Annotated in this window: 10 protein-coding genes and 1 pseudogene; all 11 read left to right on the plus strand. The window is 43.7% G+C overall.

Translation table 11 applies throughout. From position 1 onward, the window contains the following. Positions 1-903: 903 nt before the first annotated feature. The 11 genes and pseudogenes from ACW6QF_RS10400 to ACW6QF_RS10450 all read left to right on the plus strand — a co-directional run bounded on the left by ACW6QF_RS10400 (position 904) and on the right by ACW6QF_RS10450 (position 15,261). Entirely contained in the window at positions 904-1,218 is a 315-nt protein-coding gene (locus ACW6QF_RS10400; protein ID WP_456087765.1) for a helix-turn-helix domain-containing protein, read from the plus strand. A gap of 413 nt (positions 1,219-1,631) precedes the next feature. After that, entirely contained in the window at positions 1,632-3,101 is a 1,470-nt protein-coding gene (locus tag ACW6QF_RS10405; protein ID WP_456087766.1) for a TolC family protein, read from the plus strand. Positions 3,102-3,132: 31 nt separating this feature from the next. Next, the gene (locus ACW6QF_RS10410; RefSeq protein ID WP_298551267.1) at positions 3,133-4,383 is read left to right on the plus strand and encodes an efflux RND transporter periplasmic adaptor subunit; all 1,251 of its coding nucleotides are present in this window, start codon (positions 3,133-3,135) and stop codon (positions 4,381-4,383) included. Positions 4,384-4,415: 32 nt separating this feature from the next. Next, complete coding sequence (locus tag ACW6QF_RS10415; RefSeq protein WP_456087767.1) at positions 4,416-6,830, plus strand: ABC transporter permease; 2,415 nt, start codon at positions 4,416-4,418, stop codon at positions 6,828-6,830. Between the two features lie 40 nt (positions 6,831-6,870). Next, positions 6,871-9,261, plus strand: a complete 2,391-nt coding sequence (locus ACW6QF_RS10420) for an ABC transporter permease (RefSeq protein ID WP_456087768.1) — start codon at positions 6,871-6,873, stop codon at positions 9,259-9,261. A 249-nt stretch (positions 9,262-9,510) separates the two neighbouring features. Next, positions 9,511-9,591: pseudogene (locus ACW6QF_RS10425) on the plus strand (TlpA family protein disulfide reductase); the annotation flags it as partial. A 58-nt stretch (positions 9,592-9,649) separates the two neighbouring features. Next, positions 9,650-10,303: a DUF4858 domain-containing protein gene (locus ACW6QF_RS10430; RefSeq protein WP_456087769.1), complete on the plus strand. Its 654-nt coding sequence runs from the start codon at positions 9,650-9,652 to the stop codon at positions 10,301-10,303. 106 nt (positions 10,304-10,409) lie between these two features. Continuing rightward, positions 10,410-10,913, plus strand: coding sequence for a hypothetical protein (locus ACW6QF_RS10435; protein ID WP_456087770.1), 504 nt, complete (start codon positions 10,410-10,412; stop codon positions 10,911-10,913). Positions 10,914-11,019: 106 nt separating this feature from the next. Further along, positions 11,020-11,733 (plus strand): FadR/GntR family transcriptional regulator, encoded by a 714-nt coding sequence (locus ACW6QF_RS10440; protein WP_456087771.1) that lies wholly within the window; start codon positions 11,020-11,022, stop codon positions 11,731-11,733. A 20-nt stretch (positions 11,734-11,753) separates the two neighbouring features. Next, positions 11,754-14,345, plus strand: a complete 2,592-nt coding sequence (locus ACW6QF_RS10445; RefSeq protein WP_456087772.1) for a sodium:solute symporter family transporter — start codon at positions 11,754-11,756, stop codon at positions 14,343-14,345. 4 nt (positions 14,346-14,349) lie between these two features. Beyond that, a complete protein-coding gene (locus ACW6QF_RS10450; RefSeq protein ID WP_186930240.1) occupies positions 14,350-15,261 on the plus strand; it encodes a dihydrodipicolinate synthase family protein in 912 nt (303 codons plus the stop codon). Positions 15,262-15,316: the final 55 nt, after the last annotated feature.

Here is a 15,316-nt window from a genome sequence, read left to right on the forward strand (position 1 = left end):
TCATTAAAAATTAATTGTTAATAAAATAGTGTTTAAAAATCCAACAACTAATTTTACGAAGGGGAAAAACAACTCCCCGCGAATGATTATGAACGGGCATAAAAAAACGCGGGTCAATTGTCTATTATCAAACATGAGGCATCTGGAAAAGCCCGCTTAGCAATAATAGAACAAAAGCCCGCGCCTTATACGATATAACAATCCTCCCATAAAAATGGTAGACAAAATTATACGTAACCAGCGCAAGCATTTACTGTCCATTATTCCGCTAAACTCAAAAATTTTCCAGATTTTCATGTTAGGAATAATCTCCGTAAAATGCTTACAATATGTAATTGACCCCGCGCCCTGTGAGCCGCCGCCCACTACGGAATCGTTGCAAAGGTAAATAGGTTTTCCGAATCGACAAGAAAAAACACTCGTAATTTTCCAAAATATGTAGGTTACAGGACAAAACAATATCCTTTGGACAACATATTCCCTTAGTTTAGGGATAAAATACAAGTACCTGATATACTTTGAATGAAGTAAAAAAACGGATCCCAAGACAGCGTGTTGATTAATATTGATAATCAACCTATTACAGTTTCCCTCTGAAGGGAACGGAAATTTCCCTTGCAGGGAACCAGAGTTTCCTATGCTGGAAACGCAAGTTTCCTCGGTAGGAAACGGGAGTTTCCCAGTAAGGAAACTTCATGAAAGTAAAAGGGCAATGGTTAGAAAGACCTAAGCGGACGGGCGTCAAGCGAAGGACGTAGACGAAGCGGCAGGAGCCTGCGCTGTTTGGGCGAAGCGAGTTTCGCAGACGAGAGCGGAGTCTTTGTCCGATAAAAGAGGCGGAAGGTATCTATATATAGATAATTATTGCTATTTTTGCAGATAAGTAGCAACAAATAAATAATAATGGAACAAGCGGAGCATACTACAAACAGCGACATCTTGCTGCTTTTGGCAAAGCGGTTGAAGGATTACAGGCTGGCCGCACGCATGAGCCAAAAGGAACTGGCGGAAAAGTCAGGCGTGAGTCAGACGACTATCAGCCATTTCGAGCAAGGCGTGAACCGAAACCTGACATTGGGAAACTTTATCTCCCTGCTGCGTGTCCTCGGACTGGAGCAACGTATCGGGGAGGTTATGCCAGAGCTGCCGATGCCGCCTATGGCACTCCGGAAAATCGAGAAACTGATACCTAAAAGAGTACGGAGGAGCAAATTATGATAGAGAGCTTGGACGGCAAGGTATAAAGGGACAGCACATGCGGTTTCCCATCCGAAAGTCCGGTATCATATAGATACGCTTCCCGCTGCTTTTGGAACAATACCGGCTACCCGTTTCAATCTGAGGTGGTGATACAAGTGTGACACAGGAGTGATACATGAATCCGGCATGTATCACTCCTTGTACATCCTATTTATCAACGCCTATAAAGCAAAGTGTGATAGAGTGACAGAGAATCCCGCAAAACCGTAAAGAGAAGCCTATCGTCTTTAATACCGTTCCAGGCTGAATATTCCGTGCTAATCCGCACGCGGATTGTGCGGATTAGCACCCTGTTCCCATAACTTGATTTTCCTATTCATATCAGTACCAGGCTTTTACAAGAATGGCATATTATTTGCTTCATTCTTGTCATGAAACACACGATATACATAGCGATACTCCTTCTGCTCCCCTTCCAGCTCCGGGCGCAGAAAACACTTACGCTGACATTGAGCGAAGCGATCGAAATGGCGCGTCGCAATTCTCCTGAAGCGATCGCCGCCCGTCACGCTTTCAGGGCTTCTTACTGGAACTGGCGCTCGTTCCGGGCAAAACAGCTACCGAGCCTGACACTCACATCCGATCCGAGTCTGAACCGCTCCATCCAGTCGGTCACATTGGAAGACGGCAGCGACAAATTCGTGCACCGGAACCAGCTCTCGGTCGATGCCGGACTTGAAATCCAACAGAACATTGCCCTTACAGGCGGCAAGGTCTTATTGAAAACCGGACTTGAAAGGCTGGATATGTTCACCGACAATGTCTCGTCCTACAAGAGTACTCCGGTCGTCGTAGGATACGAACAAGACTTATTCGGCTTCAACGACCTCAAATGGGAACGCCGCATCGAACCGATCAAATACGAAGAGGCCAAAAAGAGCTACGTCGAGACGCTCGAACTGGTTGCCGCCTATACGACCAACCGCTTCTTCAACCTGGCAACGGCGCAGACTTCGCTGGAAATCGCAAACTATAATTTCGCATACGCCGACACGCTTTACCGGTATGCGCAAGGACGCTACAATATCGGAACGATCACCGAGAACGAAATGCTCCAACTGGAACTCAACAAACTGACCGAACAGACAAACCGCCTCAACGCACAAATCGAGGTCGACGATTATATCCAGTCGCTCCGCAGCTATCTGGGTATTTCCGAGAATATCACCCTGGTCGTGATTCCCGACGACAGCATCCCTCACTTCACGGTCGATGTAAACGAAGCCATGCAACTCGCTTTCCAGAACAACCCCGATATCAGCGCTTTCGAACGCCGCCGGCTGCAAAGTGAAAGCAACGTCGCCGAGGCAAAGGCCAACCGGGGTTTTAAAGCCGCCTTATACGCACAATTCGGTCTGACGCAAAGCAACGAAAAGCTGAAAGAGTCCTACCGCGACCCGATGGACCAGCAATTGGTGACATTGGGTATCCGCATACCGATACTGGACTGGGGCGTAGGAAAAGGCCGGGTGAAAGTGGCCAAAAGCAACCGCGACAAGGTCTACACCGAACTGGAGCAGGAACGGATGGACTTCGAACTGAACGTAGCGAAGATCGTCAAACAGTTCAACATTCAGGCCGGAAAAGTCGCCATAGCCTATAAAACAGACCAAACGGCCCAACGCCGTAACGACGTGGCACGCAGGCTTTACCTGTTGGGCAAATCGACGATTCTCGACCTCAATGCCGCCATAGCCGAAAAAGACAATTCCCGTCGTGCTTACATCGCGGCTTTATATAATTATTGGAATCTCTATTACGGACTCCGTAGCCTGACCGGTTACGATTTCGAGAAGCTGATTCCGATCACGGAAGACTACGAACTCCTTTTAAACAATTGACAATTCATAAATTATAAATCATATATCATACATGGACAAGCCCATTGCAAAGAAACCCGTTTATTACCGTTACCGCTGGCATATCGCCGGGGGAATCGCATTCATAGCCCTTCTCGTATATGTCGGGATCGCCGCCTCCGGTGGCAGGAAACTCCGTACCGAGGCCGAAAACCTGATCATCGGTGAGGCGACAAGCGACAAATTCCTGGAATATGTAGACGTCGAAGGAGTCGTGCAACCGATCCTCACCATCCAGATCAACGCCCGTGAAGCCGGTAGCGTGGACCGGATCATAGCAGAAGAAGGGACCATGATGGACAAGGGCGATACCATCTTGACACTCAGCAATCCCGATCTTCTTCGCACCATCGAGGACCAGCAGGATGAATGGGAAAAGCAGTTGATCTCTTACCAAGAGAAAGAGATCGAGATGGAACAGAAAAGCATCGACCTGCAACAGGAAACCCTGCAGACAACTTACGAACTGAACCGGCTCAAAAAAAGCTATGCACTCGACGAAGAGGAATTCAATATGGGAGTCAAAAGCAAAGCACAGCTCGAAGTGGCCCGGGACGAATTCGACTACAAGACCCGAAGCACAGCCTTGCAACTGGAAGGTCTGCGCCATGACAGTGCAGCCACGATCCTGCGCCGGGAGTTGATGAAAAACGATCTTGAACGGGAACGTAAGAAGTTCGAACGCGCCCGGGAACGCATGGAGGATCTGGTTGTTCGCGCACCTCTCTCCGGCCAGCTCAGTTTTGTCAAAGTAACTCCCGGACAACAGGTACAAAGCACCGAAGCGATCGCCGAGATCAAAGTCCTCGACCAGTTCAAGATCCATACTTCCCTCAGCGAATACTACATCGACCGGATCACCACCGGCCTGCCCGCCACCATCACCTGGCAAAACAAGAAGTTCCCGCTCCGGATCACCAAAGTCGTCCCGGAAGTCAAAGACCGTAACTTCGACGTCGACCTGGTCTTCACGGAAGCAAGCCCGGAAAACGTACGCATCGGCAAAAGCTTCCGTGTCCAGATCGAACTCGGACAGCCGGAAGAGGCGCTCGTCATCCCGCGTGGCGACTTCTTCCAGACCACCGGCGGCCAATGGATCTATAAACTGAACGAATCCGGCACGAAAGCCCGGAAAACCCCGATCAGCATCGGCCGTCAAAACCCGCAGCAATACGAAATAACCGGTGGCCTCCAACCGGGCGACAAGGTGATTGTCACAGGATATAGTACCTTTGGGGATGCGGAAGAGTTGATTTTAAAATAAAAGGAAAATAAGCCTGACAAGGCAACATGAATATGAAAATAATACGATTAGCGATACGATTAGCGATACGATCACTGACACGTTTCAGGCTCTACAGCGCCATCAGCATCATGGGGCTGGGGTTGAGTCTGGCGTGCGTCATCACACTATCCCGATATCTCTATCAGGAAACTACGGTAGACCATTTCCACACACACTTGGACCGTCTCTATTTCACGACCATCCAATACCGGAATTCTCCCATGATACGCTTTTCAGGCAGTTTCAATCTGAATCACGAACCCGACTACAGGGAGCCGTTGGAAGACAGGGCAGTAGAACGAAGCACCACATTCATCCCCATGCTGGATCAGGATACCTATTATGGGAATAAAAAGTTCACGGCAAATCTGTTTGCCGTAGACACCTGTTTTCTGCGAATGTTGGATTTCCCCATCCTCATTGGTAACCGGAATACGTTGCTTCTAAAACCGGGAAGTGCGGTAATTACACGGGAGTTCTCAAAAAAACTGTTCGGGAATGAGAATCCGGTCGGCAAAACCCTTTCTTTCACATTCGGGCAACCGGTGACGATCGAAGGCATTATAGGAAATCCGGGGGGTAAGAGTTCCTTGCACTTCGACATCCTGATCTCCACGTCTATGCAGAAAAAATGGTCAAGAATGCCTCAAAGCATTGCATTGCTTTATCCGGAAAGCGACCTGAAACAGGTAAACAAGCGATTGGACTATTACATGTACATGAAAGCGGGAGATCGCTATCAACGATATCAGTTCTTTCCCATGAAAGACGTTTATTTCGACCGTACAATCCACGACTTCAATTTATTTCATAAAGGAAATAAGACAAACGTCCGGATATTGACAGTCGTGACTTTTCTAATCCTGATCATCGGACTTTTCAATTTCACCAATATCTATACCGTACTTGTACAAAAACGAGCCCGGGAATTCGGTATGAAAAAAATATTCGGGGCAAAACGACTGCATCTGTTCGGGCAGATCTATATAGAAAATATATTCATTATCGCTTGTGCCCTGTTTATCGGATGGGTATTTGTTGAACTGACACAAGATTATCTGAGCGATCGCTGGGATATCTCCCAATCAAACGACTGGCATTTGAACCTTATGCTCGCGCTCATATTGTTGGTCTTCTTGCCTGTGTTGACCTCTTCCTATCCTTTTTTCAAATATCAATATGCGACACCGATTCATACATTGCAATCCATAAACGGAGGGGGAAATTCCGTCGCTTCAAGAAATATATTCCTGGTTATCCAATACGGCATATCGATCGCCCTTATCATCGTATCGCTGTTTTTCATCAAACAACTGCATTTCATGTTGAACTACGACAACGGATACCGTACGAAAGACATCATCAAAGTCCAATTTCTCCGTAGCGATTATGCATTAGACGATACATACGAGCAATCAATGGCTAAAAGCAAGAAACAAAAACAACTCGACCATATTATTACGACAAGGATGGACGAATCTCCCCTATTCACGGATTGGGCTTACGGAGAAAGTCCGTACGAATATGGAGAGCCACATATACAATTTGAATTTCAAGGTAAAAAACAATTGGTGATTTACAACAACGCAGACGAGAAGTACATGAATATATACGATCTTCAAATAATAGAAGGACGCAATTGGAACGACTCGATCGACCATTTCGGGACATACAACTTGATTATCAATGAAACGGCAAAAAAAATATTCGGCATCACCGATATTACAACAGCTAAGTTACAACCCGAAAGTAGATTATGGTGGAGTTCCGACATGCCTAATATGGACAAAAACCCTGCTTACAACATCGTTGGCATAGTCAAAGACTTTCAAACAGGACATTTGTCTCAGGCAACGCTTCCACTCGTTTTCGCTTATGACATAGGATACCGCTATGAACGTTTGACAGCTCACATCGTTCCGGGCAAACGCCAAGAAGCAATCCGTTTCCTACAAAAGTTACATGAAGAAACCGTTGGAGGAGAATTCATCTATTCTTTTGTGGAAGATGAGATAAAAGCCATTTACAAAGAAGACCAAAAGGTGTCCAGTATCTATACGGTTTTTGCACTGATAGCGATCCTGATCTCCTCATTAGGTCTGTTCGGGCTATCCCTGTTCGACGTACAGCAGCGCTACCGCGAAATAGCCATCCGCAAAGTCAACGGAGCGACCACTTCCATCATCATGCAAATGCTATTACGAAAATATTACGAACTGCTCGCAATCGCATTTGTCGTGGCGACTCCCGTCACCTGGCTTACGATCCACAAATATCTGGAAAATTTCGCCCACAAGACCGACATCTCCTGGTGGTTATTTGCCATCGCTTTATCACTTACGGGAGCAATCTCTTTGCTGACTTTGATTTGGCAAATACGCAAGGCAGCCCGGACCAATCCGGCGGAAGCAATCAAATCGGAATAAAAATATCTTTGAACAAAATTTCAGAACAAACAAACAGATCATGTTATCGCATTATATCAAAGTTTCTTTCCGGGAACTACTGAAATACCGGACTCAATCGATCATCAGCATTATCGGTCTGGCCATAGGATTTACAGCCTTCATTTTAGGAGGTTACTGGCTATGGTGGGAGACACATTTCGATAATTTCCATCCGGAAGCAGACCGGCTTTACTGCCTGACGACGGAGGGAATTGTCAAGCGTGCCAACGGGACACAAGCCGATCTGGACCAGTTACACATTAACGATCGGGAAGAATTGTTCAAGCTGCTCCCCGAAATCGAAGTCTCCTGTTCATTCAACCTCCTCAGCTTTACATTGAAACAGGACAACGAGGCGATCCAACTGCATGGGATGGAAAGCGGACAGTCCTTCTTCGACCTTTTCCGGGCGGATTTTATCGAAGGGACTCACAAAGGGGTCGTCCCCGACGGCAGTTCTGTCATTTTAACGGAACGGACAGCCCGCAAACTGTTCGGGACAACCAACTGCATCGGCAAGGAAGTCGTATTGGATGACAAGCTCCGTCCCTCGGTAGCCGGTATCATCCGTGACTATCCGGATAATACAGATCTGTTGTTCGACTTCCTGTTGATCCGGACACCCCAGCCCAATCATGTCAAACGCATGACGACCTACGTGCGACTCCAAAAGAACGCAAACGCGACAAACGTACGGAACAAACTGGCGCACTATAAAAGCCATGCCGAAGACAAAAGGAATCGCGAACAGGTAAAAAACTGGAAAATAAACCTGCTGACAGCCTCCGAGGTACATCTCCGGTGCCATCCGGAATTGACAGACCGCATCCGCAATATTCATATACTGGCTTTGGCCGGGGGAATGGCTTTCCTTAGCGCCCTGATCAACCTGCTTGTCCTTTTTATCGGTCAACAGCAACGGAAACAACAGAAAAACCGGACTTACCTCTGTGTAGGAGCATCAACCACAAGTATGGTCATGAAAGGTTGTACCGAACTGGCACTCCCTTTGACGATTGCCTTCCTGATCGCTTTCTGCCTGATCGAAAGCCTCTATCCTTACTATGAGAGCTATACGACCTGGAACCGGTACGGTATCTATGAGAACGTCAGTCGCCACCTTTCACGGACTTCGCTTTTCGGCAATACGCTGTCGCTCGCCGGAATCAGTATCCTGGCGTTCCTGCTTATCTGTTATTATCCGATACGAAATCTTTTGGAACAAAAGATACAAAGACCGGTCCTCTTCAAACAAAGTTTGATCGTCATCCAGATATTTATCGGTTCGTTATTCTTTATCATCTCTCTGGGATTATTCCGGCAGTTGCATTTCATCCTTTCAAAAGACAAAGGGATCGATTACGAACGAGTCATACAGGTCGATTTAGGATACGATACGGCTTTTCAGACGGATTTGAGCGTCTTGAAACCGGAAATGGCCAATCATCCGTATGTAGAAGGAGTCACATACACCTGCGGGAACGCTCCGGTCTTTACGGAACAGGGGGATTGGTACGGTTCCTTTTACTCGCAGTTCTGTTTCGATCCGAATGAAGCCGAACCCAATAGTTACAGTCCGGTAGTCGTTGCCGACAAAGACTTCTTTTCGTTCTTCAGGCTGCAACTGATATCAGGCAACTGGCCGACGGATGCAAACCCATATAGCTATATGGTAAATGAAACTTGCCTGCAAACATTAGGATACACGGACCTGCTTGAACGGCCTATATACAAGAAAGGACAGGCAAGCCAGGGCAAAGTCTGCTGTGTCATAAAAGACTATCTCTATGCTCCGATGCAATATCCTATATTGCCGCTGTTCTTTACCACCTACGATAATCCGATGGTAAAAGACTTCGAGCGTCCTTACCTTATTTATGTACGCTATGCAAAAGGACATAAAAAGGAAGTGATGGAGCATCTTCGTGAGGTCACATCACATATTCAGAATGACAATGTCAACCGGAGTAAAATGTTTACGGAGCTATCCGACCTGGTCGATCTTTTCAACCGTCCGGAAAAAGTGATTTTTACCATTTTCAGCATCCTTTCTCTGGTTTGTATCCTGATCTCCACTTTCGGTATCTACTCGCTGGTCAGTCTCGCCACCGAACAGCGGCGGAAAGAGATTGCCATCCGCAAGGTGAACGGGGCGACGTTTTATCACATCCTCCAACTGTTCTTCCGGGAGTATTTCATGTTAGTGGCAGTAGGCAACGCTTTTGCCCTTCCGGTCGGCTATTTAGTAACGAACCGTTGGCTCGAAACGTACGCCAATCACACCACATTGCCGGTATGGTTGTTCCTGTTGGTTTTCCTGATCACCAGCGGAATCGTACTGCTCTCTATTTTCCGCCAGGTTAAAAGAGCTGCCGCTACCAATCCGGCGGAAGTAATCAAAACAGAATAAAAACACGATACGATAGTATAAAGAAAACAATAAAAAAGAAAAGCAAAAACTAATTAAGTCAACACATCCCAAAAACAATTAACATTTTAAATTGATAAGACAAATTACACTAATTATATCATACAGCACCATAAGTTGTTTTATATTCGCTCTATAAATTATTTACATTAATATTTCACGAATTTTATGCTTGAGGAATGGGAACCGGCCTATATAGCCATGTTGACCGGCTTCGTCAACAAGAATCAGGACGATTATGTAGGAAAAGGGAAACACACGCTGGTTGACTTTTGGGCAAGCTGGTGCGGACCGTGCCGGGCTGAAACGCCGCAACCTGAGAGGTGAAGAGTTAAAAGTAAGAGTAAAAAAGGTGATGCAATAATATAACATGCACAAACAGCTACTTATAGTGATGTTGATTTGTCTGAAAGGCGCCGATTATATATCTGCACAGCAGTGGACAAAAAAGGATTCAGTCTGGCTCCAGAACGTTCTGTCCGGCAAAGAAAAGCTGGAACTGAATCCAGAGACGATGAAAGCGATTCAATCAGGTTCTTTTCTAAACCTGGATGAACCGGCTTCCGATATGAAGATGTCGCCGGTAACCCCGTTACCCATCCTCAAAGATTTTACCGAATACATACAAACGGATTCGGTCCATCGCAAAAAGGCATTAAAGGACCTGCCTCCCGGCGTTTTCTGGTTGTACACTCCTCCTCCCGGTAAATTTTTACCGGTCTACAAGAATATGCTCGAAGCATGGAAAAGCGATCCTATGAACCGTTCTCATAACACAGGCTTCGTCACTTTCGACTTCGCTGAAATGACCAGCAGAAAGAGTTATATACACAAACGTAATGCCAAAAGAGACGGGACATGGAAGAATTACAACAATCTGCCAACCCCCGACATCATCAAAAAGAAGAAGAAATTCGCTAAAGATAATCCGGATATAGCCGGACAGGATACGCTTTTATTGCGCAAGGACTCGTTACAGTTAAAAGACACGACGCACGTAACCACCTCTGCTCCGATGAACTAAACAGCCCATAGCATAACTTTATTAAAAAAAGTCGTATTATTTTGCAACAATTCAGTGTCAAATAACGTCTTATAGTTATACAAGAAACATTAATCGAAAACAGATTATGACAAAAATACAACTATTAGCTACGCTGTTGGCATTTTTCATCATTGCCATGCTGGGAGCATGCAATAATGAAGACTATTCGGAACCGGATGTTTTCAAGGTAACACCTGACCTCCGCACCCGTATCAACACTGGGGTAAAAATGGCTTCCCGCACGGAAAAAAGACTGTTCAATGAGAAATTTAATTCCTTCCTCACCAAGTGCGATGAAATGGGATTGGAAAATACTCCCTATCAGTATATGGAAACGGAAGAGTACGCCGACTTGAAAAATCAAGTCTTGTCATCCTCTCCCGCTACCTGCTATCTGTTAATGGACCGCTATCTAAAGCGGAATCCCCCTTTCTTCTCTTTCATCCTGAACGATCTGATCGAAACAGCCTATCCCAATACGGCAGACGAGATTGCCAACCGGATGAAATCATCGACCACCGTACAAGAAACAATGGAGCTGTTTCCTCAAGTTTGCCTGGAGATCTGGCTGGATGAGATAGAGAAATAGTTAATCTATCTAAAAAAATAGAACCAATTATTGCATATAATATATCTTTTGCATTTATTTGTCTGACAAATAAGATTAATCACAATTATTGTCTAATATTATTGCAATGGATACATTAAAAGTACATAGTCAAACAATCACACTTGTTGACCAAGTAGAGGATAAACTTCTCAATTATTTAAAAGAAAAAGATATACGTACAGGGGATTCTATACCTAATGAATTGGAATTGGCAGCAGCCCTGGGTGTCGCTCGCAGTGTCCTTCGAGAGGCATTAAGCCGGTTAAAAATGATGGGAATGATAGAAACTCGTACGCGTCGGGGGATGATCCTAACAGAACCAACGATTCTCGGAGGAATGAAACGAGTTGTCGATCCGCGTATTTTAGGAGAAGAGGCTCTTTTCGATATTTTAGGATTCAGAATTGCTCTGGAAATAGGGATATGTAGCGATATTTTCAGAAACATTACTCCGGAAGACATTTCAGAACTGGAAGAAATTGTAAAAATGGGAATTGTCTTTGAAAATAATGAATATGCCCCAGTCAGCGAATTTACATTCCACGCTAAACTATATGAAATTACAGGAAATAAAACTATTTCCGAATTCCAAGGTATCATTCATCCCGTAATGATTTTTGTAAAAAACAAATTCAAGGATTTATTAGAACCCATTAATATCGAGATGAAAGAACAAGGACAGATAGTTACTCACGCAGATCTTCTTGATTTTCTCAAAAACAGAGATGAGTTCGGGTATCGAAGAGCTATAGAACAACATTTTGAAGTATACAAAAGATTTTTGAATAGCAGAAAATGAATAAATAACTTGTTAACTACATGTCTAATACGATCAAAATAGGAACAATTTTTCTGGCTTGTTTATTAAATTTATTTCAAGCCACAGCATTAGAAGGGAGTATCTCTTCAACTAATCCTGGATTGGAAAAAATCGAATGGGATAATTCTCTTACTCTGCCTGATTTAGACGGCAAGCCTAATATCGGAGTTGCGGGAGCTTTTTCGGGTTTTATAGGCGACAACCTAATTATTGCGGGAGGCGCAAACTTTCCTAATGCCACACCTTGGAATGGAGGGAATAAGACTTATTATAATACAATATATTACACAAACACGATCGAGCCAACTCCCAAATGGTCAGTATTAACAGAAAGTATGCCAAAAGCCTTGGCATACGGCAATTCTATAGAATTGCCTACAGGAATATTATGCATTGGAGGTTGCGATTCCACCCAATGCTATAATGATGTTTTTCAAATTCAGCTAATTGATGGACAAATAAAAATTGATACAGACTGGCCTACCTTACCTGTACCTTTAGCAAATGCAACCGCCTCTTTGCTCGGAGATAAAATATATGTGGCTGGAGGCCAAAAAAGCATGGAAAAGCCCGAAGCTACTAACCATTTTTTTGTTCTGGATCTCAACAGCCGCAATAAAGGTTGGATAGAGCTACCAGCATGGCCGGGAGAGCCTCGAGGATATGCAGTGAGTACATCTCAAAGTGACGGTTTTGATAAATGCTTTTATCTTTTTAGTGGACGTAACTATAAAGCTGACGGATACATAAAAACACTTACAGATGGCTATGTCTTCAACCCACGTTTAAATTCATGGAAAAAACTGAAACAAAGTTTTCCTGTCATGGCAGGTAATGCATTACCTTGTGGTGCAAACCATATTCTTTTTTTGGGTGGTGTACCACAATTAATTCCAGGTTCCGATGACCATCCAGGTTTTGACAATACAATCCGTCTTTACCATACCATCACCCAAAGTTTGATAAAAAAGGAGGTTGCTCCTTATCCTATCTCCGTTACAACCAATATTGCCCAAAAAGGCAATACATTTTTTATTGGGAGCGGTGAAATCAAGCCTGGTATTCGTACATCTCATATACTGAAAGGGGAAATCATCCCATTCGAAAAAAAACTGGGTATAGTTAATACAATTGTCATCATTTTATATTTTGCATCTCTTGCCTGGATTGGCTATTACTTTTCGAAGAAGCAAAAAAATACAGACGATTATTTCAAAGGAGGAGGACGACTCCCTTGGTGGGTTGTCGGATTAAGTATTTTCGGAACGAGCCTGAGCGCCATCACATTCATGTCCATCCCCGCAAAGGCTTATTCTTCCGATTGGAGCTATATGCTTGTAAACGCAGGTATATTAATGGTTGTTCCACTCATATTATATTTGTTTATTCCATTCTATCGCAAATTGAATGTTACAACTGCATACGAATATTTAGAACAGCGATTCAGTTCTTTAATTCGGGTACTTTGCAGTTTAGCCTTCATCTTATTTCAGGTTGGTCGTATGGGAATTGTCTTATTCTTACCAGCTATAGCCTTAAATGTTGTTACTGGTTTTAATATATTTCTCTGCATAGGGCTGATGGGAATATTAAGTCTTATCTATACCATGATGGGAGGTATTGAAGCCGTAGTGTGGACAGATGCTTTACAAGTTGTTATTTTATTAGGCGGTGCTATCCTGGTTGTTATCATGGCCGCATGCAATATCCCTGATGGGTTCTCAGGTATTATCAGAGAAGCATCAGTTGACAATAAATTCGACTTGGGAAGTTTAAATTTCGACTTAAGGCAATCGACATTATGGACTGTACTAATTGCGACTTTTTTTACTAATTTGACAACTTATGGAACAGACCAGACAATGGTACAACGCTATATGACTACCGAAACAGAAAAACAAGCACAGAAAAGTGTACTGACAAATGCAATTCTTACTATTCCAGCAACACTTCTTTTCTTTTTCGTAGGTACAGTATTGTATGTTTACTATAAACATAATCCAACAGATTTAAGTTTGACAATCACAGACGGAGATGCAATTCTCCCCTGGTACATCTATTCTCAACTGCCCCAAGGAGTCATAGGACTTTTAATTTCAGGGATATTTGCAGCAGCGATGTCTACCCTCAGTAGCAGTATGAATTCGGCTGCCACTGCCTATATAGTCGATATTCATAGCAAGATAGTTAAAAAAGAAGCAATAGGCAACTTACACACAGCAAAAATAGCAACCTTTTTCTTAGGTATTGCAGGAATAGCTTTTGCTTATATGATGGCAACTTGGGAAATAAAATCATTATGGGATGAATTCAATAAAATTTTAGGTATCATTTTAGGCAGCCTAGGTGGGCTCTTCCTATTAGGAATGATCACACGAAAAGCCAATGCAGCAGGAGCATTATGTGGTATTATCGGCAGTATATTTATACAACTGATCGTCATCCAACAGCAATCCGTACATCTTTTACTATATACAACTACCGGATTTGTATCATGCTTCGTTATTGGGTATATAGCAAGTTGGATTATTCCTGGCAGGGCCAAAAACATAGATCATTTAACAATATATAAAATATTCTCTAAAAAATAAAAACATGAAAAACTATCAACGTTTAAAAGGATTGATTGCGGCATCTTTCACTCCTATGGATGCCCAAGGAAAGATTAATCTTTCCGTAATCGATAAGTATGCAGATCTGATGGCTAAATCTGATATGACAGGAGTATTCGTGTGCGGCACAACCGGAGAGTCTCAATCCCTAACGACTATTGAACGTAAAAGAATTCTGGAACAATGGATCAAATCGTCAAATGGGCGGTTTAAAGTAATAGCTCATGTAGGCAGTAATTCACAAGTAGAAGCAATAGAATTAGCGCGTCATGCAGCAGAGACAGGAGCCGATGCTATTGCCGCAATGGCGCCTTGTTTCTTCAAACCGGAAACTGTCAAAGATTTGATTGACTTTTTTACTCCGATTGCCAATAGTGCTGAAGAACTACCATTCTATTATTACAATATGCCATCCATGACTGGTGTATTTTTGCCTGTTGCGACCTTCTTGGCAGAGGGTAAAAAAGTGATGCCTAATTTAGCGGGAACAAAATTCACACACAATAATCTCATGGAAATGGGTGAATGTTTAGCATTAAATGACGGTGAATTTGAAGTTCTTCACGGGTATGATGAAATTCTAATCTCAGGATTAGCATTCGGAGCAGTTGCTGGCGTTGGAAGCACCTATAACTATCTACCCGAAGTCTACCACGGCATTTTGAAAGCAGTTGAAGAAGGAGACTTCCAACATGCGAGAAAATTACAGATGAAATCAATAGAAATAGTAAAAATAATCATTAAATACGGAGGAGGTGTACGAGGAGGTAAAGCAATTATGAATTTGATCGGAATAGATTGTGGTCCATGCAGACTGCCCATTCCAGCTGTAAGCAAGGAAGAATATGATATGCTGAAAAACGATTTGCTAAAAATCGGTTTCTTATCTAAATAAAAAAGACACGGGGAATAAAACTTTGACCGGTACTTATTCCCTCGTGTCAATCTTA

The organism is Parabacteroides sp. (assembly GCF_977054455.1).

What these genes read in the sequence shown, in the direction of transcription:
- ACW6QF_RS10400 (WP_456087765.1), top strand. Translation starts at nt 904, where the DNA reads ATGGAACAAGCGGAGCATACTACAAACAGCGACATCTTGCTGCTTTTG.
- ACW6QF_RS10405 (WP_456087766.1), top strand. Translation starts at nt 1,632, where the DNA reads ATGAAACACACGATATACATAGCGATACTCCTTCTGCTCCCCTTCCAG.
- ACW6QF_RS10410 (WP_298551267.1), top strand. Translation starts at nt 3,133, where the DNA reads ATGGACAAGCCCATTGCAAAGAAACCCGTTTATTACCGTTACCGCTGG.
- ACW6QF_RS10415 (WP_456087767.1), top strand. Translation starts at nt 4,416, where the DNA reads ATGAAAATAATACGATTAGCGATACGATTAGCGATACGATCACTGACA.
- ACW6QF_RS10420 (WP_456087768.1), top strand. Translation starts at nt 6,871, where the DNA reads ATGTTATCGCATTATATCAAAGTTTCTTTCCGGGAACTACTGAAATAC.
- ACW6QF_RS10430 (WP_456087769.1), top strand. Translation starts at nt 9,650, where the DNA reads ATGCACAAACAGCTACTTATAGTGATGTTGATTTGTCTGAAAGGCGCC.
- ACW6QF_RS10435 (WP_456087770.1), top strand. Translation starts at nt 10,410, where the DNA reads ATGACAAAAATACAACTATTAGCTACGCTGTTGGCATTTTTCATCATT.
- ACW6QF_RS10440 (WP_456087771.1), top strand. Translation starts at nt 11,020, where the DNA reads ATGGATACATTAAAAGTACATAGTCAAACAATCACACTTGTTGACCAA.
- ACW6QF_RS10445 (WP_456087772.1), top strand. Translation starts at nt 11,754, where the DNA reads ATGTCTAATACGATCAAAATAGGAACAATTTTTCTGGCTTGTTTATTA.
- ACW6QF_RS10450 (WP_186930240.1), top strand. Translation starts at nt 14,350, where the DNA reads ATGAAAAACTATCAACGTTTAAAAGGATTGATTGCGGCATCTTTCACT.